Genomic DNA, 26,316 nt, shown 5'->3' with positions numbered 1-26,316 from the left:
GACCGCAGGCTTTTTTACGATGGTCTCAGCTTGCTTTTCATCTGCAGGGCAAGTATGCCGATGGCCACCAACGCAGCACCTACGCCCGCAATCGGTATAAAGGCGAGCCCGAAACGGGTAATGATCCAGCCTGCGCCGATGCCACCCAATGCGGTTCCTAAGTTGAACGAAGCAATATTGAGTCCTGAAGCCACGCTACTGGATTGCGGAACATAGTGGTGTGCCAGGCGCAGCAGGCGCAGGGTTGACATGGTCACTATGGCGAAGAACACCACACCCAATAACCCCACCAGCATTAACGTGGCGATCAGCGAATCGCCCCACACGTACAAGCTCAACAGGTTAAGCATCAACGCCGTCAACCCACCGAGCAAACATCGATCGGCGTCGAAGGCATCGACGAGATAGCCGCCAAGCAAATTGCCGAGAATGGAGCAGACACCGAACACCAGCATTGCCAGGCTCAGGATCTGCGGCTGCACACGGGTGATATCCAGCAGGAACGGCGACACGAAGGTAAAGAATGAAAAAGTCGCCACGCTCACCAGCATCGCGATCGTGGCCGCCACCAACAGTTCGCGGTGCAATAGGGCCGCGAGGCTTTGTTTCAGGTCTGTGGCTTGGTGAGTCGAGCAAAGGGGGCGCTGACGCATCAGAAGCGCCAGGCCAGCGGTGCTGATGAGGCCCAGGCCACCGATGGCCAGGAACACTATGCGCCATGACCAGTAGCTGCCGAGGAAGGTGCCGATAGGCACGCCAAAGGCGATCGAAAGGGTCAGTCCCATCCACACCAGCGATAGCGCTCGCCCTGAGCGCAGCGGGTCGACCAGTTTGACCGCGGCGTTGGAGGCCACGGCCATGAATACCCCATGGGCCAGGCCGATAATGAAACGTACGCCATGCAGGGTCAGAATATCAGGCGCCAGGCTGATGACCACGCTGCCAGCGGCAAGCACGCCGAGAGTCAGCAGCAATACGGTTTTGTCGCGCCAATTGGCCAACAGGGCCGTGATGATCGGCGCGCCAATGGCGGCGCCCAAGGCATAGGCCGCGATGGCTGAGCCGACGTGCGAGATGGACTCATGCAGATCCACCGAGATGGCCGACACCAGGCCGGCCACGACGAACTCGGACAAGCCGAATGTAAAAGTGCAGAGCGAAAAAATATAAATGACGGCTGGCATTCAGCGTCTCCTTGTCGGTGCATGAATCGGGGATCCTGCCGGTGCAAGCGCACTAAGTTGGTGTCGTCATGAACCGACTGCCATGGTGGTGCCCGGAACTCGTTCTTGCAAAAGTGGCGGTGATAGTGCGGTGCTGACAGGGAGATGAGAAATACTATAAAAGTCTCTGTTTAAGACTATTGGCGGGCATTAGTCACGTGTTGATGACAGGAGTATCAATCCCGGGTGAACGGTTTGGTTAGTTGTAATACGTAGCAGGGTGGTGTATCGCGGGGAAAGGGGCACGAATATAACTAACTAAGATCCTCCCCCTCAACCTGGGAAACGGCATTGAAATCGAGCATGGAAATGAAACTGTCCATCAACGGTGATTCGTTGTGGGTGTTCCAGCTCATGTACAGGCCGATTGCCGGGTTGGGGGAGGCGGTCACGGGGATGATCCGGCGGAACAGGACCTTGTCGCGCATGATTGAGTTGGCAATCGACTCAGGTACCAGGGCGACGCCGAAACCACAGGCCACCAGGCCGATCAGGGTATGGATCTGCGCGGCCTCCTGCACCACCTTGGGGTAAAAACCAGCGGCTTCACACAAGGCGATAAGTTGACTGTGATAACCGGTACCCAGGGCTTCTGGGGTGAATACGAAGTCTTCCCCGGCGAAATCCCTCAAGTCGATCTGACCTTCCTTGGCCTTGGGGTGATGGGCGGGCAGCGCCATCACGATCTCTTCATCCAGTAACAGGCGTGACTCGATGTTTTCTGCCGAGATCGGCAACTTGCGCATGAAGGCAATATCCGCTTCTCCTGACAGAATGGCCTTGGCCTGGCTGGAAGAGGGCATCTCCTTGATGATCAACTGGACTTTGGGGTAGGTCTCGCGGAACTGGCGCAGGGTACTGAGCAGTGACTCGTAGTAGGCGATCGATACCGCAGTCACCGTGAGTTTGCCGGCAATCCCCTCGGACACCTGGCGGGCATGTTCTATGCCCAGCTCCAACTCCTTCAAGGTGCTGTAGGCCGCGCTCAGGAATGCGCCGCCGGCCGGGGTCAGCTTGACCCCGCGTTTATTGCGGGTGAACAGACTGAACCCCAGTTTGTCTTCCAGGCGCTGGATCGCCTGGCTCAATGGCGGCTGGGCCATGTGCAGGCGAATGGCGGCCTTGTGGAAATGCAACTCTTCAGCCACGGCGATAAATTGGCGCAGCAGGCGGGTTTCGATCATTTCTTCTGTTCCTTCATTTGAACTGATCAGTGGACTGGGGCTGCAATGGTACCTCATCACGGATTACGCGGATTTAACATCAACTTGATATGCGCCGAGTATCAACTTGCGCCGCCGTTAGTATTAAACAGCGTAGATAGACCTTGTTAAGGTGAGGGGGCACTCAAGAGGAAACAGCCAATGAACTTTACAGGAAAGACTGCCGTTGTAACCGGCGCTGGCCGGGGGTTGGGTTTTAGTTACGCGCAAGCGTTAGCCTCGCTGGACGCCAATGTGGTGATCAGTGATATCGGCGCGGATAAGCTCGGCGCAGGGGGCGATGGCTCCATCGCCATGCAGGCGGCAAAAAACCTCAGTGACCAGGGTTTCAACGTGATAGGGCACCAAGGTGACCTGTCCAGCGAACAAGGTTGCGAGCAACTGGTGGCAACCGCCATCGAGGCGTATGGCCAACTCGATATTTTGATTCACAACGCCGGTTGGGTCGGCTACCAATCTATTGAAGAGGCCGATACAACCTTCATAGGCCGTGCGGTGGATATCAATATCTATACCCCCGTGTGGCTATGCAAACATGCCTGGAAATACCTCAAGCAGTCTAGTGCCGCGCGGGTCGTGCTGACGTCATCCGACCGTGCGATGTACCAGCAATATGCCCAACCGGGCCTGGTGGCGTATGCCGCCGGCAAGATGGCACAACTGGGCATCATGAATGCGCTGAGCATGGAAGGCGCGCAAGCAGGCATTCTGGTCAATGCGGTATCCCCAGTAGCCAAGACCCGCATGTGGGGCGTGACGGGCGAACCGGAGAACCTCAAGCCTGAATGGGTCACGCCTGGCGTGGTGTTCCTGGCGTCGCAGCATTGCCAGGACTCCGCTTATGTGTTGCGCGCCAGCAATGGTCAGTTTACGGCGACGCGGTTTGTTGAAAACCCAGGCGTCGACTACCCCTTCGACCTGGCCCGAGTGAAGGCCACCAGCGCCGCACAAGTTGCCCAGCTTTGGGATCAAATCAAGGCGTGTTGAATATGTCTGCTCAGGAAGAACTCCATCTGTATTCACCGTGCCAGGCCGATCTGGGTGAAAGCCCGGTCTGGGATGACATCCATCGCTGTAAAAGCGGAACCCTAAGTTGCCGCTACCGCAGCAATGGATATGTACTGGGTGTGATCCAAGATCCCGGTCGGCTGTCAGGCCGCCACAAGAGCAAGCTCCCTAGTTTGCTGCGCGACAGCGTCACATCGAAGATGTGGTGGGGACTCCCACATTTGACCGAGGTGTGTCACGTAGATGCCTGTCGATTATGAGGCTACAACGCCTGTTCCTGTATGAAGCGCACAGTGTAGCCAATACAATCGGTGGCTTTCTGACCTGAAGACTTTAAAAGCACAGAATCACTAGGGATACGACTGTTGGATAATGAATTGGATATCGCTAAACGTTATGGACTGTTCTGGGCATTAAGCCTAGTGACGGAGGACGATGGGACGCCAATAGCAGACGGTACTTATATTTACCAGCCTGAGCGATTCTCTGAGACCTTCTGGGTTCTCTTCGAAAAACTTCAGCAGCTCAATGACTACTGCTTCCTGCAGCTCGTGACAGTCGATCAGCACCACTCGACACTCGTCGATCAGCGCGAGTCGTACATGGCGGGTTCTGGTCCCGGCGCTGAAGCGCTGGACTGGCTCGATGACCAGATTCCACGCTGGGAAGACAATCTGACCGTAGTCACTCAGGCGACCTCCATTGTATTGCTATGCAGCTTTGTGGAGTGGGGTTTGAAGCGTGTGGTGAAGGATCTGTATGGAGCTATTGCGCGCAAACCTTCCGGGTCTCGCTTGAGCGATATCCAGTTCCTCTTGGAGCACCTTGAATCCTCAGGACTGTCTTATGTGGTAGATGCGCAAGTCCTGCATACCGTTCACAGCTTTCGAGGCATTAGAAATGATTTTGCTCATGGTGAGTGGGCCGCTATCGAAGAGCAGCTAGCCAATGTTTCGCTACGCGACTGTTTCGAAAACGTTTCACAACTGTTTGCGTGTTTAGAGGCAGCCTCGTGGGAAGGTCCCTGGAGGAGCGACGTCTTGTCGTCATCCAAGCCTCCTGCTCCGTAGCCAGTTGCTTATGGCTTCAACCAGTTCCCTCTTGCACTCCACCGGCAACCAATGCCCGCCGGGTAGGCTGGTAACGGTGAGATCTGCGCAGGCCGCCCGCATTGGATCGCCCAGCCGATTACCCTCAATGGTATTCATCTGGTCGTAATCGCCATTCACAAACAGCACGGGCAATGACAAAAGGCCGCCATCGGGCGCCCGTTGGGCATACTCAATGTTGGCAGCGTCGTTTAAATACCACGCGCAGGGAGCGCGGAAACCATGCGCCTCGAAACTGCGCACCAATTGCGCGAAGTCTGTCTGTGGCCAGAGCGCAAGGTCTGGTTGGGTAGGTGGGGCCCGGTGCGCCTGGCCAAACCGTCCGCCTTTGCGGGTCACTTCGGCATTGGCTGCAACCTTGCCGATACTCGCCGGGTCGCCTCGTCGATAAATCGACGCCAGCGATGCAGCTTTATCCGCATCAAGGTCAGCAATAGCGGGTTCAAAGTGTGTGTTGTAGTAGCGGTAATAATCCCATTGACCGTCCGGATACGTGTCCGCCGGATAGATCGAGCGGTCAACCAGTGGGACGAGTGTTGGCAGGGCGTTGGTAGTGGGAAAGTACGGGACCGAAATCAATACAACCCCGCGGCTACGCTGGGGTTCATGGGCGGCCAGTTCACCCGCTACGACGCTGCCCCAATCGTGGCCCACCCAAATGGCCGGCCCGCCACCGAGATGGTCATGAAGTTCCGCCATGTCGGCCACGATGTTTTCAAGGGTGTACGCATGAGTGGGGGCTGGTGCAGAAGAGCTGCCATAGCCGCGCATGTCGGGTGCAACGCAGTGCCAGCCTTGTGCAGCGAACGCTTCTATCTGTGCGCGCCAGATCAGACTGAGCTCCGGCCAACCGTGCAGGAACAGCATCAATGGCCCATCGGCCGGTCCCATCTCTACATAGTGCGTCGTATGGCGCGGGGTCTTGAGGACACGCGAGGTCAGCTTGGAAGTGGACACAGTCTCTCCTCATGCTACGTCGGCTGATAAACTCGAAGCGGCAACACTATAATGAGCGTTAGTTGCATGTTTCGTTCCCATTTAGTCTCCCAGTGCCTATAGCTACCCGGGCAAAGTCTTGCGTGTGAATGAAATTTAACCAAGGTGAAATGCCATCTCAGCACATACACTCAGGGAAGAGCTGAAGGCGGCAAGAGCAGGCGCGTTTTCAACACAGGTGCATTGAGGATGAAGTATGTTGAATGTTGACCGGTCCCCCAGAGCCACACGCGAACCCAGTGAATACGAGAGCCTGGTCGCGATGGGGACTCACTTGCTCGATGTCATTCCGGGGGCGATTTACCTCTGTGACCGCGACGGGTGGCTCGTCAGGTTCAACAGCGATGCGGTTGATTTATGGGGACGAACACCTGCCCTGGGTAAGCATGGGGACCGCTATTGCGGCTCATATCGACTTTATACGACAGACGGCGCGCCATTGGCGGTCGACGAATGTCCGATGGCGTCGACGCTCAACGCAGGCCTGTGTGCGCGTAACCAGGAAGTCATGATCGAGCGCCCGGACGGGTCGCGATTCGTCGCGCTCATGAATATCCGCACCCTCAGAGACCGGCATGGAGAAATCCAAGGCGCGATCAATTGCTTTCAGGACGTCTCGGCGCACCACGCAATAGCCGAAGAATTGCGGCGCAAAAGCTCCGATCTGGAAGACTTTTTCGAAAACAGCGCTGTGGGCCTGCATATTGTCAGCGGCGAGGGCATTATCCTGCGCGCCAATAAAGCCGAGTTGTCGCTGCTGGGCTATACCGCGGACGAGTACATCGGCCGTCATATCACTGAGTTTCATGTGGATGAACCGGTGATCGGCGACATCCTGCATAAACTCGGCAGCGGTGATTGCCTGAACAGTTACCCGGCGCGCCTGCGGGCCAAGGACGGCACCATCAGGCACGTCGCGATTACCTCGAATGGGCGATTCGAAGACGGCAAGTTCTTCAACACGCGTTGCTTCACCATCGACGTGACCCGCGTGCACGATGCTGAAACCGGGCGTCAGGAGAGCGATGACCGGCTGGCGGCGACCTACGAGGCGGCGACCATCGGCATTGCCGAGGCGGGCGAGGACGGCCGTCTGCTGCGGGTCAATGATGCCCTTTGCACCATGCTCGGTCGCTCTCGTGAGCAATTGCTGGCGATGACCTTCCTGGACTACACCCACCCAGACAGTGTCGAGCAGGACGCGGCGTTATACGCCCGACAAGTAGCGGGTGAACTGGACAACTACGTGCTGCGCAAACGGGCGGTGAAGCTCGATGGCCAGGCGCTTTACCTGGATGTGCATAGCTCGTCGGTCAGGGCGCCCGATGGCCGGTTCCGCTATGGTGTGCGGGTCATCCAGGACGTCACGCTGGCCCGAGAAATGGAAAACCGCGTGCGTGAAAGCGAGCGGCACATGCGCGATCTGCTCGAGGCCATGCCGGCGGCGGTCTACACCACCGACGCCGAGGGGCGTATCACCTTCTTTAACCGTGCGGCCGTCGAGTTGTCGGGACGCACGCCGCAACTGGGCGACCTGTGGTGTGTCACCTGGAAACTGTTCAACACCGACGGCTCTTTTCTGCCTCACGACCAATGCCCGATGGCCGTGGCGCTCAAGGAAAACCGCGCCATACGCGGCGTCGAGGCCGTCGCCGAGCGTCCGGATGGCACCCGCGTGCCTTTCACGCCTTATCCGACCCCGCTGCACGACGCCGAGGGCAACCTGATCGGCGCGATCAACATGCTCGTGGATATTACCGAGCGAAAGCAGGCCGAAGACCGACAAAAGAACTTGATCGACGAACTCAATCATCGGGTCAAGAACACCCTGGCTACGGTCCAGTCCCTGGCGTCCCAGACCGCACGCAACGCGCAGGATGCCAAGGACGGCTACACCCGGTTCGAAGCCCGGTTGCTGGCCTTGTCGCGTGCCCACGACCTGCTGACGAAGCGGCACTGGGGCCTTACGCCGCTGGGAGTGTTGGCCCAGGAAGTGTTGGTGCCGGTATTTGGCCATGATTCCGGTCGCGTGGTGATCGCCGGTGATGCCATCGAGGTCGACACCCGCGTCGCCCTGAACCTGACCATGACGCTCAACGAGCTGGCGATCAACGCCCTTAAATACGGGGCGATGTCTACCGACGCGGGGACACTCTCCGTGAGCTGGAGCGTTCGGCCTCAGCCGAGCGGCGCGCTACTTACCGTGGATTGGCGCGAACAAGGCGGCCCCTTTGTGTCCACGCCGGAACGCGAAGGCCTGGGTTCGCGGCTGATGAAGCGCTGCATCGAGCGTGATCTAGGCGGTTCGTTTGAACTCGACTTCGCCCGTGAGGGCGTTCACTGCCGCTTCTCGTTTATGCTCGCTGAGAACCAGACATGACCACGTTCCCAGGCACTAAAGTGCTCTTGGTTGAAGACGAAGGCACCATTGCCATGTTGATCGAGGAAATGCTCGAAGACCTGGAATGTACGCTAGTCGCTTCCGTAGCCCAACTCGAGAAGGCGATGCAAGTAGCACGTGTGGTGGATGTCGACTTGGCGATCCTGGACGTGAACCTGGCTGGAGAGCGCGTTTTCCCTGTCGCCCAGATTCTACGTAGACGCCATATTCCGTTTTTGTTCAGTACGGGCTACGGCAACAGCGGCCTGCCGGAAGAGTTCAAGGACTGTCAGGTGCTGCATAAGCCGTTTGCGGAAAAAGACCTTCGGTTGAAAATTGCGCAGACGCTGGAGTCTTAAGTAAAACCCACGACCCTGTCGCGAACAACATCGCCGTTTTCCGTAAGGCTGAGCCACTTACGAACAGCAATCAACCGACAAAAAAAGTCCGGGCAAGCGCAGCGGCGCTCCCGGACCAAAGGTTGCTACATGCTCATCAGACTCCTCTAATCAAAACCTCGGCTTGACCGCCTTCCACGTCGGGTCATAACGCTGCATCTGCCGCACATCGTCGCGCTGGCGAATGCCACAGGTCAGGTATTGATCATGCAGCTTGCCGAGCTGATCGTGGTCCAGCTCCAGGCCCAGCCCCGGGGCCCGGGTAATTTTCACGCAGCCGTCGACAATCGGCACCTTGCCGCCCTTGATCACTTCTTCGTCCGGCTCCTGCCAGGGGTAGTGGGTGTCGCAGGCGTAATCGAGGTTGGGCACCGAGGCGGCGACGTGGGCCATGGCCATCAGGCTGATACCCAGGTGCGAATTGGAATGCATGGACACCCCCAGGCCAAAGACCTCGCACATTTTTGCCAGCACTTGGGTGTCGCGCAGGCCGCCCCAGTAGTGGTGGTCGGCGAGGACGATCTGCACGCTGTCTTGCGCCACGCTGCGGCGCAACTCTTCGAAATCGGTCACCACCATGTTGGTCGCCAGTGACAGGCCGGTGCGTTTATGCAACTGGGCCATGCCCTCCAGGCCCGGTGTCGGGTCTTCGTAATATTGCAGGTCATCACCGAGCAGTTCGGCCATGCGGATCGAGGTTTCCAGCGACCAGTTACCATTCGGATCGATGCGCAGCGGATAGCCGGGAAACGCCCTTTTCAAGGCCTTGATGCACGCCACTTCATGCTCCGGTGGCAAGGTACCGGCCTTGAGCTTGATGCTCTTGAAGCCATAGGCCTCGATCATCCGCCGCGCCTGGGCAACGATCTGCTCTTCGTTCAGCGCCTCGCCCCAGCTGTCCGGCTTGTAGGGTGAATCCACGTGTTGCGCATATTTGAAGAACAAATAAGCGCTGAACGGAATCTCGTCGCGTATCGCCCCGCCCAGCAGATCCACCAAGGGTAGGTTCAGGGCGTGCGCCTGCAAGTCGAGGAACGCCACTTCGAACGCCGAATAGGCATTGCTCACCGCTTTGCTCGCGTGGGAGCCCGGCGCCAGTTCGGCGCCGGCCAGGGTCGGCGATTTGTTCGCCGCCACCGTGGCTTGGACAATGGCCCGCAGCTGATTGAGATTGAACGGGTCAAGGCCGATCAGCTGACTTTGCAACTGCTGCTGGATCGCCAGCGCCGATGCATCGCCGTAGCTTTCACCGAGGCCGATGTAGCCGGTGTCGCTTTCGATTTCGATGATCGAGCGCAGGGCAAAGGGTTCGTGAATGCCGCTGGCATTGAGCAAAGGCGGATCACGGAAGGCGATGGGGGTGACGGTGACGCGAGTGATTTTCAAGAGGCTGCTCCCGTTGCATCAGTTTTCAGGGCTGGGTGACTCATCGGCGGCTTCTTTGGCGCAGTGTCTTTGCACGGCGTGTTCGGAACGTCGCCACGCGGCGCGGTTCGGGCAAAAAAGATCACCACGGCAGCCACCAGCGAAACGCCGGCCAAACCGTACAGCCCGCCCTCGATGGACCCGGTGGTCTGCTCCAGCAAGCCGAACGTGGTCGGGGCCACGAAGCCGCCGAGGTTGCCGATGGAGTTGATCAGGGCGATCACCGCCGCCGCGATGCGCGCATCCAGGTAGCCTTGCGGAATTGGCCAGAACAGCGCCGAGGCGGCCTTGAAGCCGATCGCGGCGAAACAGATGGCGACGAAGGCGAAGACCGGCCCGCCGAAGGTGGACATGAACATGCCGAACGAGGCGATCAACAGCGTCAGCGTGACCCATGCCTGCTGGAATTTCCACCTGCTGGCCATGGCAGCGAAGCCGTACATGGCGACGATGGAGATGATCCATGGGATCGAGTTGAACAGCCCGACCTGGAAGTCACCCAGATTGCCCATCTTCTTGATCATGCTCGGCAGCCAGAACGTGGCGCCGTAGATGGTCAGGGCAATGGAAAAGTAGATGAAGCAGAACAGCGCGATCTGTTTGTCGGCCAGCAACTTGAACATCGAGGGCTTGACCGTCTGCGTGGCTTCCCGGGCCCGCTGCTCCTGGTCGATGGCGGCGATCAGTGCGGCTTTTTCTTCTTCGCTGAGCCACTTGGCCTCCCGTGGGTGGGATTGCAGCCAGAACCAGACAAAACCGCAGAGGGCGATGGACGCAAAGCCCTCGACCAGGAACATCCACTGCCAGCCGTGCAGGTTCAAGCCATCGATGTGCAGCAACGCGCCGGACACCGGGCCGGAGATCACCGAGGCGATGGCCGAGCCACTGAGGAAAATCGCCATGGCCTTGCCGCGTTCGGTCGAGGGCAGCCATTGGGTGAAGTAGTAAATGATGCCGGGAAAGAAGCCGGCTTCCGCGGCGCCGAGGACAAAGCGCAGCACATAGAAGCTGGTTTCGCCCTGGACGAAGGCCATGGCCATCGCGGCGGCGCCCCAGGTGAACATGATGCGCGTCAGCCAGACGCGGGCGCCGTAGCGTTGCAGCAGCAGATTGGAAGGCACTTCGAAGATCGCATAACCGACGAAGAACAGCCCGGCGCCCAGGCCATAGGCGGCAGCGCCGATGCCCAGGTCGGTTTCCATATGGCTGCGCACAAAGCCGATATTGACCCGGTCGATGTAGTTGACGATGAACATGATCACGAATAACGGCAGGACGTGGCGCTTGACCTTGGCGGCAGCCCGGGCAAGCACGTTCGGGTCTGGTGGACTCTGCAGGGTATTCAATGAGCGACTCCCGATATTGTTTTTTTGGGGATTGCTGGTGACGTGGGTCGATCATGGACGCGGGTATTGATCCCGTCTAATCTAACTTGGCATTCGATTGATACCTGGATTAGATCAATGTTCGAGCTGAGCCATCTGCGCTGTTTCACCACTGTCGCCACTGAACTGAATTTCCGCCGCGCCGCCGAACGGCTGAACATGACCCAGCCACCGCTCAGCCGGCAGATCCAGTTGCTGGAGCATCACTTGGGCGTCGAGCTGTTCACCCGCAACACCCGTAACGTCGCCCTTACCGCGGCCGGCCGGGCGTTTTTCATCGAGGCGCAGAACCTGCTCGAGCGCGCCCAGCAGGCCGCAGTGACCGCCCGGCGTTTTGCCCAGGGCGACATCGGCTCGGTGAATATCGGCTTCGTCGGCAGCGCGGTGTACGAGTTCCTGCCCAAGGTCATTGCCGAGACACGCATCACCCAGCCCCACGTGCGAATCGACCTGTCGGAAATGAACACCTACCAGCAGCACGAGGCCTTGCGCGCTCGACGTATCGACCTGGGCATCGCCCGCGCACCGTTGCTGGAACCCGGTTACGCCACCGAATGCCTGGTCCGCGAGCCCTTTGTGCTGGCCGTCCCCAACATCCATCCACTGGCTGATGCCAAAACCGTATCGGTCAGGGACCTCGACGGTCAGCCGTTCCTGATGTATTCCCACGCCGCCTATCCGCCGTTCAACGAACTGCTGACCGGCATGCTGCGCTCTGCCCGCGTCGCCCCGGATTATGTGCAGTGGCTCGGCTCGTCCCTGACCATCCTCGCCCTGGTTAACGCCGCCATGGGCCTGGCGCTGGTGCCCCGTTGCGCCACCAGCGTAGTGTTCAAGAACGTGGTGTTCCGCGATATCGACCTGGGCGAAGGCGTACAAAGCGAGCTTCATCTGATCTGGCGCGAGAACAACGACAACCCGGCGTTCGCGATGCTGCTGGAAGGGATTCGGCATGCGGTGCGCGAGGGGTGGGGAGGAGGGTGAGGGGCCTGGTCTTGGCTAAAGCCGTGCACCCTGGGGCATGGTTATCTACACAACTCTGACGTAGTGCCGTCAGTAACCACGATGCGAAGCGAGCCGCTCTTGATCTTGATCTGCTTTTGATCTCAGGCGCCCCGTCAAACCACGCTGGCCGGAATTCGACAGGGATTTGGGTGGTTGGCTGCCAGGCCGCCATCGGGAGCAAGCCCCCTCCCACATTTGCACCGCTCGGCATCAGTTGGATACCCGTCGTCCACCAGGCCGTCGCGGGAGCAGGTTCAGGGCCACGCCAAAGTTGTGTAGATACCCATGCCCCCGGGGGGCCAAGCACCCGGGTCCGTCACCTGATGGTCATAAAACAGACGGAAGGCACATCAGAATCCTAAAGTTGCGAGGTACTGGGCAGATACCCCCTATATCCGCAACACTGTTCAAGGATCGAACTCATGACCCAGCGTCAATCCGGCTGCATTTCCCTTCCTGGTTATCCGCGTTTTTGCTGGTTTGCCCTTATACCGGTCGTGCCTGCTGTCGTGTGGCTGCTGGTGCAATCAGCTTCCTCGGCCAATCTGCTGGCCTGCGCGGTACTGGTGCTGACGGGCTTGGGTGCTTGTGCCTGGAGCACACATTCGCAACGCAACGCTGTGCTGCTTGCGACCGCGCGGGCGCAGGCGGATCAGTCGGCGGTGGACGCAGCGCACCACGGCATGGCTTCTCGCGCACAACTCGATGAAGTGCTGCTCGGCGCCATGCCGATCTGGGCCAAGCAGGTGGAAAGCTCGCGGCACCAGACCGAAGAAGCGATTGTGAGCCTGGCCAACCGTTTCACCGGGATCGCCGCACGATTGCAGGAAACGGTACAGGCCTCGCAGCAGGCTGCCGGCGAACTGGATGGGCAGTCGGCCGACGGCGCGCTCGAGGTACTGGCGCGCAGCGACAGCGAGCTGAGCCAGGTGATCAATTCGCTCAAGGCCACACAGACCAGCCGTGACCAGACCCTGGTCCAGGTCCGCAGCCTCACTGCCTATACCAAGGAACTGCGCGCCATGGCCGCCGACGTGGCGGCGATTGCCGCGCAAACCAACCTGCTGGCCCTCAACGCCGCCATCGAGGCGGCGCGTGCCGGTGAGGCCGGACGCGGCTTTGCGGTGGTGGCCGATGCGGTGCGCAGCCTGTCGAACAAATCCAGTGAAACCGGCCAGCAGATGTCGGCCAAGGTCGACATCATCAATAACGCCATCACGCAATTGGTGCAGGCCGCGTCCAGCAGTGCCGACGAGGACAGCCACTCGGTGGCCGAGTCCGAAAACAGTATTCAAAAGGTGCTCGAGCGCTTCCAGAACATCACCGGGCGCCTGGCCGAATCCGCCGACCTGCTCAAGCAGGAAAGCTACGGCATCCGCGATGAGATGACCGAAGTGCTGGTCAGCCTGCAATTCCAGGACCGCGTCAGCCAGATCCTCAGCCACGTGCGCGACAACATGCACGCCTTGCACGACCACCTCCTGCAAGCCAGCCAGGCGCCGGACCAGGCGGTGGGCGTCGACGCCCGGCAGTGGCTGGCGCGCATGGAAGCCACCTATGCCACCGACGAGCAACGGCGCCTCCATCACGGAGTGGCCGCCGCGCAGCCGAATTCCCAAGACATCACCTTTTTTTAGGAGTACACCATGGCGAAGAATGTATTAGTGGTCGACGACTCCAGCAGCGTACGACAAGTGGTCGGCATTGCCTTGAAAAGCGCCGGCTACGACGTGATCGAGGCCAGCGATGGCAAGGATGCCCTGAGCAAGCTCACCGGGCAGAAAGTGCACCTGATCATCAGCGACGTGAACATGCCCAACATGGACGGCATCACCTTCGTCAAGGAGGTCAAGAAGCTGGCCAATTACAAGTTCACGCCTATCATCATGCTGACCACCGAGTCCCAGGAGTCGAAGAAGGCCGAGGGCCAGGCCGCCGGCGCCAAGGCCTGGGTGGTCAAGCCGTTCCAGCCGGCGCAAATGCTCGCAGCCGTTTCCAAGCTGATCCTGCCTTGATCCTCTGGCGCCAGGGAGGCTGCCATGCCAATCAGTACTGAAACACTCGACGGCACCACCTGCGTGCGCATTGACGGCGAGCTGACGATCTACACCGTGGCGGAACTGGCGGCTGCGCTGCTGCCGCAGATGGGCGTCACGCCGCGCCTGGAGCTGGACCTGTCACAGGTCACGGAAATGGATGGCGCCGGTTTGCAGTTGCTTGCAGTTGTCCAGCGTGAGGCGGGCGTTGCCGGTACAGCCTTGAGTGTGACCGGCCAGAGCCAGGCGGTCATGCACGCACTGCAACTGTGCCGTAGCGCAGGCTTGTAGTCGCCACTTCCCATGTTTTTTTGATCGACAAGGACAGTCCAGGTGAGCATCAATCTCGATCAGGCACAGCAGACATTCATCGTTGAGGCACGCGAGCTGTTGCAGGCCATGGAGCAATCCCTGCTGCAATTGGAAAGCGAGCCCGGCGACCAGGACGCCATCGGCGCGATTTTCCGCGCCGCGCACACCATCAAGGGTTCGGCGGGCCTTTTCGGTCTGGCGTCGATCGTGGGGTTCACGCATATCGTCGAAGACGTGCTTGACCGCCTGCGCGAAGGCAATGTGGTGGTGGACGCCGCATTGATCGCTCTGCTGCTCAAATGCGGCGACCACATGCTCGAACTGGTCGAAGTGGTCGCCAACCGCGGTGAGACGCCGACGCCTGCCGTTCTGGAGCGCGGTGAGGCGTTGCGCGAGGCGCTGAGTGCCTATCAGCCGATGCGAACCGTCACTGCCAGCGTTGAAACCGCTGAGGTGGCCGACGACACGGCGGTCGAAGTGCTCTGGCACATCTCCCTGCGCTTCGGCGTGGACGTGTTCCGTAATGGCATGGACCCGCTGTCATTTTTGCGCTACCTCGAGACCTTGGGGCAGGTGCTGCAGGTCACCACCCTGACCGACAGCATCCCGCCCATAGACCGCTGGGACCCGGAAAGCTGCTACCTGGGGTTCAAAATCGGCCTGCGTTCGACGGCCAGTCACGCCACTCTCAACGAAGTGTTCGACTTTGTGCGTGACGATTGCGAGGTGCACATCCGTGCCGTCGACGAAGCGCCTGAAAGCACTGCGGTCGTTGCCGGCGACCGTGTCGCCCAGGCAGAGCAGGGCGTCGTGGCGGCGACACCGCAGCGTTCTGCGCCAGCCACCGAGACGAAGCCCCGTGACGGCAATTACGTGCGGGTCAACGCCGACAAGCTCGACGAGCTGATCAACCTGGTCGGCGAACTGGTGATCGCCAGTGCCGGCTCAAGCCTGCTGGCCCGTTCCTGTGACAACGACCCCTTGCAAGAGGCGACTTCGACTGTATCGGCCCTGGTGGAGGAGATCCTCGATGGCGCCCTGCACCTGCGCATGATCCCCATTGGTGACACGTTCAACCGCTTTCGCCGAGTGGTGCGCGATATCAGCCAGGAACTGGGCAAGGACATCGAACTGATCATCAGTGGCGCGGAAACCGAACTGGACAAGACCGTGGTCGAGAAAATCGGCGACCCACTGATGCACCTGCTGCGCAATGCCATGGACCACGGTATCGAAAGCGCCGATGCGCGGCAGGCGGCGGGCAAGCCGGGCAAGGGCCATCTGAGCCTCAATGCCTACCATGACTCCGGGAGCATCGTCATTGAAATCGCCGACGACGGCGCCGGGCTCAACCGCGAGCGCATCCTGCAAAAAGCCCAGGAACGCGGGCTGGTGGCAAGCGGTGCGGTGTTGACCGACCAGGAGATTTACAACCTGATCTTCGAAGCGGGGTTCTCCACCGCCGAGGCGGTGACCAACCTGTCCGGGCGCGGCGTCGGCATGGACGTGGTCAAGCGCAATATCACCTTGTTGCGCGGCACCGTCGACCTGGACAGCCGCCCCGGCGAAGGCACCGTGGTGCGCATTCGCTTGCCGCTGACCCTGGCGATCATCAATGGGTTCCTGGTTGCCATCGACCAGTCTACCTATGTGATCCCGTTGGACATGGTCCAGGAATGCATTGAACTGGATGAGCGCCAGCGCCAGTCCAGCCGCGACGACGGCTATCTGGACCTGCGTGGCGAGGTGTTGCCGCTGGTGGACCTGCGCGAACACTTCAGCCACGAAGGGCCCGCTTCACGGCGCCAGAACGTGGTGGTGGTGCGCTACGCCGAACACAAGGCCGGGCTGGTGGTGGATGACCTGCTCGGCGAGTTCCAGACCGTGATCAAACCGCTGGGCAAGCTGTTCGGCGCACTGCGCGGCATCAGCGGCTCGACCATATTGGGCAGCGGCGCGGTGGCCCTGATCCTCGATGTACCGGCACTGCTCAACCAAATCGTACAACTGGAAGCCCGCACGCCCCAGGCGCCTCAATCGCCGCCGGTCGTCGCTCGCTGATGTCTTTGCAATTCCATGGAGGTTCCCCGATGAAATGGTTCTACGATCTCAAGATTTCCACCAAGTTGATCAGCTCATTCCTGGTGGTCCTGGCGCTCACTGCGGCCATGGGTGGCTTCGCCATCCACCAGCTCGGCGCCGTCAACCAGGCAGCCCAGGACATCAAGGGCAACTGGATGCCTTCCATGCGCGCAGCGGCAGGCATGCGTTTTTTTGCCGCCAACTATCGCTTGAAGGAAAACCGCCACCTCGCGACCGAGATCGCCGAGGAAAAGGCCCAGGCCGAACGTGAAGCCGCCGACGCGCGCCAACAGTTCGAAACCCGCATGGGCACCTATGAGCAGTTGCTGTCGAACGATGAAGATCGCCAACTGCTGGCTAGCGTGAAAAGCGCGTGGGACGCGTACCTGGCGAGCAGCAAGCAATTGCTCGAGTTTTCCCGGCAGAACCAGGAAGTCCAGGCGCGCGGTTTGCTCAGAGGGGAGTCCAAGGGGCATTTCGATGAGGTGACCAGCCGCCTGCAGAAAATGATTGAGCTCAATGATGTCGGTGCAACGGTCGCGGGTGATAAGGGCTCGGCGCTGTATGAAAACGCACGCCTGTCGATCATCGCGGTACTGGTCGCGGCCTTGTTGATCGGCCTGGGCCTGGCGGTATTCATCGCCCGCATCATTTCCCGCCCACTGCGCCAAGCCGCAACCGCCGCCGAGCAATTGGCCGAAGGCAACCTCAACGCCCACATCGAGCCGGGTGCCAAAGATGAAACCGGCATGGTGCTCAACGCCATGCGCAATATGGTCGGCAAGCTGGCGCATATCATCGGCGAAGTGCGCAACGCCGCCGATAACCTCGCCAGCGCCTCCGAGCAGGTCAGTGCCACCGCGCAATCGATGAGCCAGGCCACCAGTGAACAGGCCGCCAGCGTCGAGGAAACCAGCGCCTCGGTGGAGCAGATGAGCGCCAGCATCAACCAGAACACCGAAAACGCCAAGGTCACCGATGGCATGGCCAGCAAGGCTGCCAAGGAGGCCACCGAAGGCGGTGAGTCAGTACAGCAGACCGTGGTGGCGATGAAGAAAATCGCCCAGCGCATCAGCATCATCGATGACATTGCCTACCAGACCAACCTGCTTGCCCTCAATGCCGCCATCGAGGCCGCTCGGGCTGGCGAGCATGGCAAGGGCTTTGCCGTGGTGGCCGCCGAAGTGCGCAAGCTGGCCGAACGCAGCCAGGTCGCCGCCCAGGAAATCGGCGAGCTGTCCTCCAGCAGCGTGGACATGGCTGAGAAGGCCGGCAAGCTGCTCGACGAAATGGTGCCCTCCATCAACAAGACCTCCGACCTTGTGCAGGAAATCAGCGCCGCCTCCGAAGAACAGGCCGCGGGTGTCGGGCAGATCAACACGGCCATGACCCAGCTCAACCAGGTGACCCAGCAAAATGCTTCGAGCAGCGAGGAGCTGGCGGCCACGGCCGAAGAGATGAGCAGCCAGGCCGAGCAACTGCAACAGGCCATGAGCTTCTTCGTGCTGGATTCAACCCCCAGGGCCGCGGTTCAAGACAACAGCGTCGACAGCCCCGGCAGCAAGCCCAACCGTCAGCCTCCGCGGCCGAAACCACAGGCACCGCGCAAGGCCTTCGCCTACAGCCTGGCCAGCGCCCCGGATGAATCGGAATTCACCCGCTTCTGATCCCACGATCGATGCGGGCCTACAAGGAGAGTGACATGGGCGCAGTGATGACGACTCGGCATACCGCGTTTGCGGTGGATGAGGATGCGCAATACCTGACCTTCATGCTTGGCGGCGAAATGTTCGCTATCGCCATTCTGGGGATCAAGGAGATTATTGAATACGGCAGCCTGACTGTGGTGCCGATGATGCCGGCGTTCGTGCGTGGGGTGATCAACCTGCGCGGCGCGGTGGTGCCGGTGGTGGACTTGTCGGCGCGCTTTGGGCGGGCCAATTCGGCGATCACCCGGCGCTCCTGCGTGATCATCATCGAGGCGAGTAGCGAAGAGGGCAGGCCACAGGATATCGGCTTGCTGGTCGACACCGTGTCGGCGGTGCAGGAGATCCCGGCCGCGCAGATCGAGCCACCGCCCAGCTTCGGGGCGCGGATTCGCGCCGACTTCATCGGTGGCATGGCCAAGGTCGACGGCAAGTTCGTGATCGTGCTGGAGGTGGACAAGGTGCTGTCCATCGATGAGATGTCCAGCCTTGCCGAGGGCGGCCAAGCACCCCTCGACCTCGATCCGCGTTGAGTGCCGACCATGCCAGATACCGCTTCCATCGACGATCGTGAATTCGGCCAGTTCCAGAGCTGGCTGTACCGTGCGGCCGGCATCAACCTGTCACCGGCCAAGAAGGCCCTGGTGGCCGGGCGCCTGTTCAAGCGCCTCAAGCACTATGAGCTGCACAGCTATGGTGAATACTTCAAGCTGATCATGAATGACCAGCGCAAGGGCGAACTGCAGGTTGCGCTGGATTTGCTCACCACCAACGAAACCTATTTTTTCCGCGAACCCAAGCACTTCGACTTCCTGCGCCAGCAGGTGCTGCCCAAGGCGGCGCCGGGCAAGGTCTTTCGCGTGTGGAGCGCGGCCAGTTCATCGGGCGAAGAACCCTACAGCCTGGCGATGACCCTGGCCGAGAGCCTGGGCACCACCCCCTGGGAAGTGATCGGCTCGGACATCAGCACCCAGGTGCTGGCCAAGGCGCGCAACGGCCATTACGCCATGGAGCGCGCCGGGACGCTGCCCCAGCCGTTGCTGAGCAAGTACTGCCTCAAGGGTATTGGCCGCCAGGAGGGCACCTTCCTGATCGACAAGGCCTTGCGTAGCCGGGTCAATTTTGTCCAGGTCAACCTTAATGAAGCGCTGCCGGCCCTGGGCGAGTTCGAGGTGATCTTCCTGCGCAACGTGATGATCTATTTCGACCAGCAGACCAAGAGCCAGGTGGTCGCGCGTCTGCTGCCGCTGCTCAAGCCCGGCGGTTATTTCATCATCAGCCACTCGGAAAGCCTCAACGGTGTAAACGACACCTTGAAGCTGGTGGCGCCGTCGATTTACCGCAAGCCATGAAAAAACCAGTCGATGCGAGCGAAGTGGTCTTAGCGCCTGGCCAGGTCAGCTTTGCGACGCGGCCGACGCGCCTGCGCACCTTGCTCGGTTCCTGCGTGGCGATCACCTTTTGGCACCCGCAACGGCGGATCGGCGGCATGTGTCACTTCATGCTGCCGGCACGCCTGCGCGATCATCAGCCCCTGGATGGCCGCTATGGCGACGAAGCCATGGAATTGTTGCTGCGCCACGCCCAGGTCAATGGCACCCATGCACGGGATTACCAGGTCAAGTTGTTCGGCGGCGGCGAGATGTTTCCCGATCAGCCGCGCCGCTTGCCGACCCAGGACGTGGCCAGCCTGAATATTCGCGCAGCGCTGGCCCTCGCCGAGCGCTATCACCTGCACCTGACGGCCCAGGACATGGGCAGTACCGGTTACCGCACGGTCATGTTCGACCTGTGGAACGGCAACGTCTGGGTCCGGCACCAACCAATGGGAACACTTCAACAAGATGCCTACCAAAAAAATCAGTGTGCTGCTGGTCGATGACTCGGCCGTGGTGCGCCAGGTACTGCTGGCGATTCTCGCCGACACGCCGGATATCCACGTCATGGGTGCCGCCTCCGACCCGATTTTCGCCATGGACAAACTCACCCGGGAATGGCCGGATGTGATCGTGTTGGATGTGGAGATGCCGCGCATGGACGGCATCACCTTTCTCAAGAAAATCATGAGCGAACGGCCGACACCGGTGGTGATCTGCTCGTCGCTGACCCAGAAAGGCGCGGAAACCTCCCTGCAAGCGCTGGCAGCGGGCGCCGTGGAAATCATCACCAAGCCGACCACCGGCTTGAAGAACTTCCTGATCGAATCGGCGGCCGAATTGGTGACAGCGATCCGTGCCGCAGCGAACTCCAACGTCAGGAACCTGGGCAAGCGCAGCGTCAGCCCGTCGCCATTGGCCCCGGCCAGCAAGCTCAGTGCGGATGCGATCCTGCCCGCCGCCAACGGCCATGCCATGGCGCAGACCACCGAACGTATCGTCGCCATCGGCACCTCCACCGGCGGCACCCAAGCGTTGGAGGCGGTGTTGACGGCGCTGCCGCGGGTGTGCCCGGGCATGGTGATCGTGCAGCACATGCCGGAAAAATTCACCGCCTCGTTTGCCGAGCGTCTGAACAGCGTCTGCGAGATCGAGGTGCGCGAAGCACGCAACAATGACCGCATCCTGCCTGGCCTGGCCCTGATCGCCCCTGGCGGCAAGCACCTGATGGTCACCCGCAGCGGTGCCTACTACCACGCCCAGGTTATCGACGGCCCGCTGGTCAACCGGCATCGGCCGTCAGTGGACGTGCTGTTTCGTTCGGTGGCCAAGTTCGCCGGCAAGAACGCCACGGGCATCATCATGACCGGCATGGGCGACGACGGCGCGCGCGGGCTCAAGGAGATGCTCGAGGCCGGTGCCACCACGGTGGCCCAGGACGAGGCCAGTTGCGTGGTGTTCGGCATGCCCAAGGAAGCGATCAAGCTCAACGCTGCCCAGCGGGTCATGGCGCTGGAAGATATTCATCGGGCGATTTTGCATAAGTGAACCTATTGATCTGGGTCAATAAGGTGGGCGCGTGCAGGGTGTAATTAGGGCTGTTGACTGCACGGCCTGACGTACTCAAGAGTACGTGTGTGGGGCGATACGCCTTTCGATTCTTTGCGCTGTTTAAGGTTTTCAAGACGTTTAACTGTCTTGAAACCCATCCCGCTATTGCCAAGTGTTTTGCACATCCGAGGTATAGGGAACATGAATCGCCACGCACAGGTTATGGCTGACGAGGAAGAGGCGCGCACCCTCGAGAGTGTGCTCGGCTGCCTTTCAGGTGCGGTTGCAGCGCTGGATCGAGCGGCACGGGTGGTAACGGGCAACCCTGCGTTCTCAAGCCTGCTGGTTGAAGACGGCGCTTCTTCTGCTGTCGGCTGCGAGTTTGTCTCACTCTTGCGTGCCGAGGACCATTGGCTTTTTTACCTCGCCCTGGAGAAAGCGGGGACAAATAATCGCGCATTTTTTGCGGCGGAGGGCGAGGGGCAGGGCATGCTCGATGTCTGCCTGACGCTGTGGCGCGACGCTTATTTTATCGTTGAAGTGATTGCGCGCCAGGCTTCATCGACGCCGCCACCCGCGGTCGAAAGTTATGCGCAGATCCCGCTCAGGTCGATTTTCGACGCCTCCGGCACCGGCTTGGCGCTGGTGTCACTGGAGGGCCGTTGGCTGCGTGCCAATGGTGTCATCTGCACGATGCTTGGCTACAGCGAAGCGCAGTTGCAACGCACCACATTCATGGCGCTGACCCACCCCGACGATATGCAGGTCGGCAAACAGCTGATCGAAGAGTTGAAGTGCGGTGCAAGGGCGGGAGCGACAATGCACAAGCGCTATATTCACCGCGACGGGCACGTGGTGTGGGTGCGCTTGACCGTGGGCTTGGTCCGTGACGACCAGGGGCAACCGACCTGTTTCGTGTCTCAACTGGAAGACATCACCGAGAATTGGCAACTGCGCGAAACATTGATGGGCAGCGAGCTCAAGTTTCTCACCCTGGCGGAAAACTCCCCCAATATCATTGTCCGTTACGACCGCAACCTGTTACGCACCTACGTCAACCCGGCCTATCTGCGTTTGACTGGCAAGACGTGTGACGCGGCGATAGGCGTCAGCCCGGATGAGGAAGCCAGTGACTACCTCAATCAGTTGCGCCGAGTGGTAGCAACGGGCGAGACCGCGCAATTCGTCGACAGCTGGAGCATCGCCAACGGTCTTGGTTACGTGAGTTGTGCGGTCAGCCTGATGGCCGAACGCAGCAACACTGGCGAAGTGGTCGGTGTGCTCTCGTTGGCCCACGACATTACCGAACTGCGCAGGCAACAGCTGCTGGAAGATGCGCGTTTGGGCATCTTCGAAAAAATGGCGACGGGTGCCTCCCTGGAGGAAACGCTGGCACTGCTCGTGGGGTATCTGCAATTGGCCTTGCCCCATCGGTCTTGCCGTGTACAGCTGGTAGAGCCGCACGGCACTGGCCTGGCGAAGTACCAGGGACCTGCTTCGGCAATTGCAGGCAACTCGCGGGCCTGCTGGTCCGAACCGATCATGGACAAACAAGGCCAGATCCTGGGGGCTTTCGAATTGTCCCGGTCGCCCGGTTCGGTGACGCACGAGAGCGATATCCAGCCTGTACGGCAAACCTGTCACATCGCCGCGATCGCAATTGAACGTTGGCAATCGGAGTCGTTACTGCGCGAGCGTGAGCGCCGTTACCGGGATATTTTCGACCATAACCTGGACATGCTGCTGCTGTTGCAGGTGACATCGGCCGGCGATGTGTCTTGTGTCGAAGCCAACCCGGCGTTGTCACGCGCGCTGGGCAAAGCCCATGAGGCGCTGATCGGCGCGACGCTGGTGTCGATATTCGGCCGGTTGGGCGCGCAGAAACTCCAGGGGCTTTGCGAGCAGTGCAGGGCAGCCGGTCGCACGGTTGAGTCAGATGAGAGCATGCTGCTGCTCAACGAAATTCGTAACCTGCATTTCACCCTGGTACCGGTGGCTGATTCTGGGCGTACGGGCTCGCGCATACTGGTGATCAGTCGCGATACCACCTTGCTGACCCGCGCCCGACACAAAGAGCTGGAGCGCCAGCACGACATCAACACACTGGTAGAAAACAGTCCGGACGCCGTCGCCCGGTTGAGTGCCCAAGGTGACGTGCTCTACGTCAATGCGCGGTTAAAGACCTGGGTGGGTGACGCCTGGCCGAAGCTGATCGGCATGCCGATGGATGCGTTGGCCCCCCTGAATCACCAGTCCCAGCTGTTCCGTGAATTGGTGGCCCAGGTGATTCGTGAAAACAAGGCAACCGAGCAAGAGTTTCGACTCTCAGTCTTGAAGGCGGCCCCCAAAGTAGTACTGATCCACTTTGTTCCGGAGGTGGATGGTGAGCGAGTGGTCAGCGTACTGGCGGTAGGGCGCGATATTTCCAAGCTGCGTGCGGCGGAGCGGCGCCTGGCCAATTCCAACGCGCAGTTGCGCGATTTGTCGACCCGCCGGGAAACGGCACGGGAAGAGGAACGCAAACTGATTGCCAGGGAGGTCCACGACGAATTGGGCCAGCACCTCACCGCACTGCGCATGGGGATTTCGTTACTGCGGTTTCAGTTCGGCGCCACCACGCCGGAGCTCGCGCCTCAGGTGGAACGCTTGCTGGCGCTGACCGACAAGACGATTCAGGTGGTGCGCAATGTTTCCACCAGCCTGCGACCGTCCGCCTTGAACCTGGGGCTGGTCTCGGGACTGGAATGGCTGACCACCGAGTTCTCCACCCTGACCCTGGTTCCGTGTGTGCTGCACTTGCCTTCGATTCCCCTGGTCCTGCCTGATACACACATTACCGCCGCGTTTCGCATCGTTCAGGAATCGCTGACCAATGTTGCGCGATACGCCGAAGCGACACAGGTCAGCGTCACCCTGACCCCGCAGGAAACCCATTGGCTGCTGGAGGTGCAGGACAACGGCAAGGGTTTCGAGCCGGAGGCGCTCACGCGCCAGACCCTGGGCCTGGCGGGCATGCGTGAGCGTGGCCTGATGTTGGGCGGCAAAGTCATTATTTTCAGTCATCCCGGCCAGGGCACTACGGTCCAGGCATTTATTCCGATGCACAAGGATACGTATTGATGATTCGCATGCTGATCGCCGATGACCACACCATCATGCGCGAAGGGCTCAAGCAGCTCTTTAGCCTGGTGGCCGATGTGCAAGTGGTGGCCGAAGCCGAGAGTGGAACGCAGCTGATCGAGCTGTTGCGCCAGGTCGAGATCGACCTGCTGCTGCTGGACATGAACATGCCGGGTATCAGCGGCGAGATCCTGATCGCCCGTTTGCACGCCCAGTACCCGAGCCTGCCGATTCTGGTGTTGAGCATGCATAACGAAATCCACATTGCCCAACGCGCATTACGTGCTGGAGCGCTCGGGTACGTCACCAAGGACCGCGACCCCGAGACTTTGCTGGCTGCCATGCGGCGGGTGGTCAGTGGCCAACGTTACCTGGACCCGGGCCTGGCTGAGCAGATTGCGCTGCAAAGCAGCGGTTTGAAACAGCAGACCTACGTCGAAAGCTTGTCTGATCGCGAGTTCCAGATTCTGCGCTTGCTGGCGCACGGCCTGAGTGTCAACCAGATTGCCGAACAGTTGGTCATCAGCAACAAGACCGTCAGTACCCACAAGACGCGCTTGATGGAAAAGATGGGGTTCAGCTCGACGGCAGACATTGTGCGCTTTGCCATGACCTTGGGCATCTCGTGATCCGCGCGCTCATGTAGGGATTTTCCTAACCGGTTTGCCGTTATCCCTACCCCAGAATAGGGATGCTCTGATGGTTGCGTTGCCATCATTGGGCCATTATTGCTCCCAGGCCTTCGAACAGCCGATTCACCGGCGATGAAAGGCTTTGACTGGGAGACACACCGTGAGTGAACAGGCCCCAACCCCTTCAGCTGCCTTGACCCTGGTTCCGATGATGATTGCCGGCCTGCTCGGCGGCAGTGCGCTTGCCTACAGCGGTGGTTTCAGCGCCTGGGCCCTGATAGCAGGAGTTGCACTGTTGGTGCTGTGCACAGGCCTGAGTTGCCTGGTGCACTGGCGTCACCAGGCACACTGCAAACACCTGTGCCAGCAGCTTGACGATCCAGCAACTGCGGCGACGGTGGTGGCTGTCGATAACGGCCTGGCAGACGTCTGCGTCCATGTATTGCCCATCTGGTCCAGGCAGATCGAAGCGGCGCGTGAGATCAGCGAAACCTCGATCCTCAAGCTCAGCGAACGCTTCAGTACGCTGTCATCAGACATCAGCCACAGCGTGTCCAGCCAGGGGGCGCAAGACGCCTCGCTGCAACTGGTCGACTTATTGGAGGTTGGCCAGCGTGACCTCAACTCCATCGTGGTAGCGCTGCGTGCCGCGCTGTCCAATAAAGAGAACGAACTCAAGGAAGTCCTGCAACTGTCCGGGTTCACTGAGCAACTCCAGCAGATGGCCAAGTTTGTCGGAGACATTGCCAGTCAAACCAACCTGCTGGCGCTCAACGCTGCCATCGAAGCGGCGCGTGCCGGCGAGGCCGGGCGAGGTTTCGCGGTAGTGGCCGATGAAGTGCGCAAACTCTCGAGCATGTCCGGCGAGACCGGGCGCAAGATCAGTGAAACCGTCAACACCGTCAACGCGGCCATTGCCCGTACGGTGCAAATGTCCCGTCACCACGCCGAACAAGACACCCTGACCCTCGCGGATTCGGAGCGTGTGGTGTCGCAGGTCATCGAACATTTTCGCGGTACCGCCCAGAGCATCGTGGGCAACAGCCATGACCTGCAGCAACAGAACGCCAATGTCGCCGGCGAAATTGCCCAGGTGCTGGTCGCCCTGCAGTTCCAGGATCGCGTCAGCCAGATGTTGACGCTGATTACCGGCGACCTGGGCAAGTTGCAGCAACAGTTAGGCGAGCGCCAGGAAGCGAGCCTCAGCGGTGGCGTCCTGATGCCGATGCGCGGTGACCAGTGGCTGCAGACACTTGCAACGGGCTACACCATGCCCGAGCAGCACGCGATTCACGGCGGCAAAGCGCACGCCAAGGCGCAAGCCAGCGAAATCACCTTTTTCTAGAGGA

22 protein-coding genes are annotated in these 26,316 nt (G+C 60.2%); 17 read left to right on the top strand and 5 right to left on the bottom strand.

The features are described 5' to 3' along the window. Positions 1-14 precede the first annotated feature (14 nt). Together ASD70_RS07315 and ASD70_RS07310 are read right to left on the bottom strand one after the other, a co-directional pair. Complete coding sequence (locus ASD70_RS07315) at positions 15-1,184, bottom strand: MFS transporter (protein ID WP_056846060.1); 1,170 nt, start codon at positions 1,182-1,184, stop codon at positions 15-17. 293 nt (positions 1,185-1,477) lie between these two features. Further along, on the bottom strand, positions 1,478-2,407 hold the full coding sequence (locus ASD70_RS07310) for a LysR family transcriptional regulator (RefSeq protein ID WP_056846059.1): 930 nt from the start codon (positions 2,405-2,407) through the stop codon (positions 1,478-1,480). A gap of 180 nt (positions 2,408-2,587) precedes the next feature. Between ASD70_RS07310 and ASD70_RS07305 the strand changes: the two genes are divergently transcribed. After that, positions 2,588-3,433: an SDR family NAD(P)-dependent oxidoreductase gene (locus ASD70_RS07305; protein WP_056846058.1), complete on the top strand. Its 846-nt coding sequence runs from the start codon at positions 2,588-2,590 to the stop codon at positions 3,431-3,433. Positions 3,434-3,819: 386 nt separating this feature from the next. After that, on the top strand, positions 3,820-4,524 hold the full coding sequence (locus tag ASD70_RS07300) for a hypothetical protein (RefSeq protein WP_056846057.1): 705 nt from the start codon (positions 3,820-3,822) through the stop codon (positions 4,522-4,524). On the opposite strand, the gene ASD70_RS07295 is transcribed toward ASD70_RS07300, so the two are convergent. Next, positions 4,501-5,520, bottom strand: a complete 1,020-nt coding sequence (locus tag ASD70_RS07295) for an alpha/beta fold hydrolase (RefSeq protein ID WP_046072069.1) — start codon at positions 5,518-5,520, stop codon at positions 4,501-4,503. The genes ASD70_RS07300 and ASD70_RS07295 overlap by 24 nt on opposite strands. A gap of 235 nt (positions 5,521-5,755) precedes the next feature. On the opposite strand from ASD70_RS07295, the gene ASD70_RS07290 reads away from it, so the two are divergent. After that, positions 5,756-7,939, top strand: a complete 2,184-nt coding sequence (locus ASD70_RS07290) for a PAS domain-containing sensor histidine kinase (protein WP_056846056.1) — start codon at positions 5,756-5,758, stop codon at positions 7,937-7,939. After that, positions 7,936-8,298 (top strand): response regulator, encoded by a 363-nt coding sequence (locus ASD70_RS07285; RefSeq protein ID WP_046072071.1) that lies wholly within the window; start codon positions 7,936-7,938, stop codon positions 8,296-8,298. The genes ASD70_RS07290 and ASD70_RS07285 overlap by 4 nt, the downstream gene beginning before the upstream one ends. Before the next feature lie 150 nt (positions 8,299-8,448). Here ASD70_RS07285 and ASD70_RS07280 read toward each other — a convergent pair whose 3' ends face one another. After that, entirely contained in the window at positions 8,449-9,723 is a 1,275-nt protein-coding gene (locus tag ASD70_RS07280; RefSeq protein ID WP_056846055.1) for a glucarate dehydratase family protein, read from the bottom strand. After that, on the bottom strand, positions 9,720-11,108 hold the full coding sequence (locus tag ASD70_RS07275) for an MFS transporter (RefSeq protein ID WP_056846054.1): 1,389 nt from the start codon (positions 11,106-11,108) through the stop codon (positions 9,720-9,722). Before ASD70_RS07275 ends, ASD70_RS07280 begins: the two co-directional genes overlap by 4 nt. A gap of 117 nt (positions 11,109-11,225) precedes the next feature. Between ASD70_RS07275 and ASD70_RS07270 the strand changes: the two genes are divergently transcribed. The 13 genes from ASD70_RS07270 to ASD70_RS07210 all read left to right on the top strand — a co-directional run bounded on the left by ASD70_RS07270 (position 11,226) and on the right by ASD70_RS07210 (position 26,312). Next, on the top strand, positions 11,226-12,131 hold the full coding sequence (locus ASD70_RS07270) for a LysR family transcriptional regulator (RefSeq protein ID WP_056846053.1): 906 nt from the start codon (positions 11,226-11,228) through the stop codon (positions 12,129-12,131). 443 nt (positions 12,132-12,574) lie between these two features. After that, positions 12,575-13,789 carry a methyl-accepting chemotaxis protein gene (locus ASD70_RS07265; protein WP_080944752.1) on the top strand — a complete coding sequence of 405 codons (1,215 nt, stop codon included), beginning with the start codon at positions 12,575-12,577 and terminating at the stop codon, positions 13,787-13,789. Between the two features lie 9 nt (positions 13,790-13,798). Further along, a complete protein-coding gene (locus ASD70_RS07260; protein ID WP_010446480.1) occupies positions 13,799-14,167 on the top strand; it encodes a response regulator in 369 nt (122 codons plus the stop codon). Between the two features lie 24 nt (positions 14,168-14,191). Continuing rightward, on the top strand, positions 14,192-14,479 hold the full coding sequence (locus ASD70_RS07255) for an STAS domain-containing protein (RefSeq protein WP_056846052.1): 288 nt from the start codon (positions 14,192-14,194) through the stop codon (positions 14,477-14,479). A gap of 42 nt (positions 14,480-14,521) precedes the next feature. Further along, entirely contained in the window at positions 14,522-16,561 is a 2,040-nt protein-coding gene (locus ASD70_RS07250) for a chemotaxis protein CheA (RefSeq protein ID WP_056846051.1), read from the top strand. Between the two features lie 29 nt (positions 16,562-16,590). Next, positions 16,591-18,249 (top strand): methyl-accepting chemotaxis protein, encoded by a 1,659-nt coding sequence (locus ASD70_RS07245; RefSeq protein WP_046072077.1) that lies wholly within the window; start codon positions 16,591-16,593, stop codon positions 18,247-18,249. A gap of 35 nt (positions 18,250-18,284) precedes the next feature. After that, the gene (locus ASD70_RS07240; RefSeq protein ID WP_056846050.1) at positions 18,285-18,821 is read left to right on the top strand and encodes a chemotaxis protein CheW; all 537 of its coding nucleotides are present in this window, start codon (positions 18,285-18,287) and stop codon (positions 18,819-18,821) included. Between the two features lie 9 nt (positions 18,822-18,830). Further along, on the top strand, positions 18,831-19,640 hold the full coding sequence (locus ASD70_RS07235) for a CheR family methyltransferase (RefSeq protein ID WP_056846049.1): 810 nt from the start codon (positions 18,831-18,833) through the stop codon (positions 19,638-19,640). Beyond that, complete coding sequence (gene cheD / locus ASD70_RS07230) at positions 19,637-20,170, top strand: chemoreceptor glutamine deamidase CheD (protein WP_056846048.1); 534 nt, start codon at positions 19,637-19,639, stop codon at positions 20,168-20,170. Before ASD70_RS07235 ends, cheD begins: the two co-directional genes overlap by 4 nt. Continuing rightward, positions 20,133-21,212, top strand: coding sequence for a protein-glutamate methylesterase/protein-glutamine glutaminase (locus ASD70_RS07225; protein ID WP_046072081.1), 1,080 nt, complete (start codon positions 20,133-20,135; stop codon positions 21,210-21,212). The genes cheD and ASD70_RS07225 overlap by 38 nt, the downstream gene beginning before the upstream one ends. Positions 21,213-21,416: 204 nt before the next feature. Then, complete coding sequence (locus tag ASD70_RS07220) at positions 21,417-24,335, top strand: PAS domain-containing sensor histidine kinase (RefSeq protein WP_056846047.1); 2,919 nt, start codon at positions 21,417-21,419, stop codon at positions 24,333-24,335. Next, complete coding sequence (locus ASD70_RS07215) at positions 24,335-24,964, top strand: response regulator (RefSeq protein ID WP_046072083.1); 630 nt, start codon at positions 24,335-24,337, stop codon at positions 24,962-24,964. Before ASD70_RS07220 ends, ASD70_RS07215 begins: the two co-directional genes overlap by 1 nt. A gap of 211 nt (positions 24,965-25,175) precedes the next feature. Then, the gene (locus ASD70_RS07210; RefSeq protein WP_442965899.1) at positions 25,176-26,312 is read left to right on the top strand and encodes a methyl-accepting chemotaxis protein; all 1,137 of its coding nucleotides are present in this window, start codon (positions 25,176-25,178) and stop codon (positions 26,310-26,312) included. The last annotated feature ends 4 nt before the right edge of the window (positions 26,313-26,316 follow it).

It is taken from the genome of Pseudomonas sp. Root569, from assembly GCF_001427465.1.
Classification (GTDB): domain Bacteria; phylum Pseudomonadota; class Gammaproteobacteria; order Pseudomonadales; family Pseudomonadaceae; genus Aquipseudomonas; species Aquipseudomonas synxantha.
The sequence above is the reverse complement of the archived record's forward strand: the minus strand, read 5'-3'. Positions and strand labels throughout refer to the sequence as shown.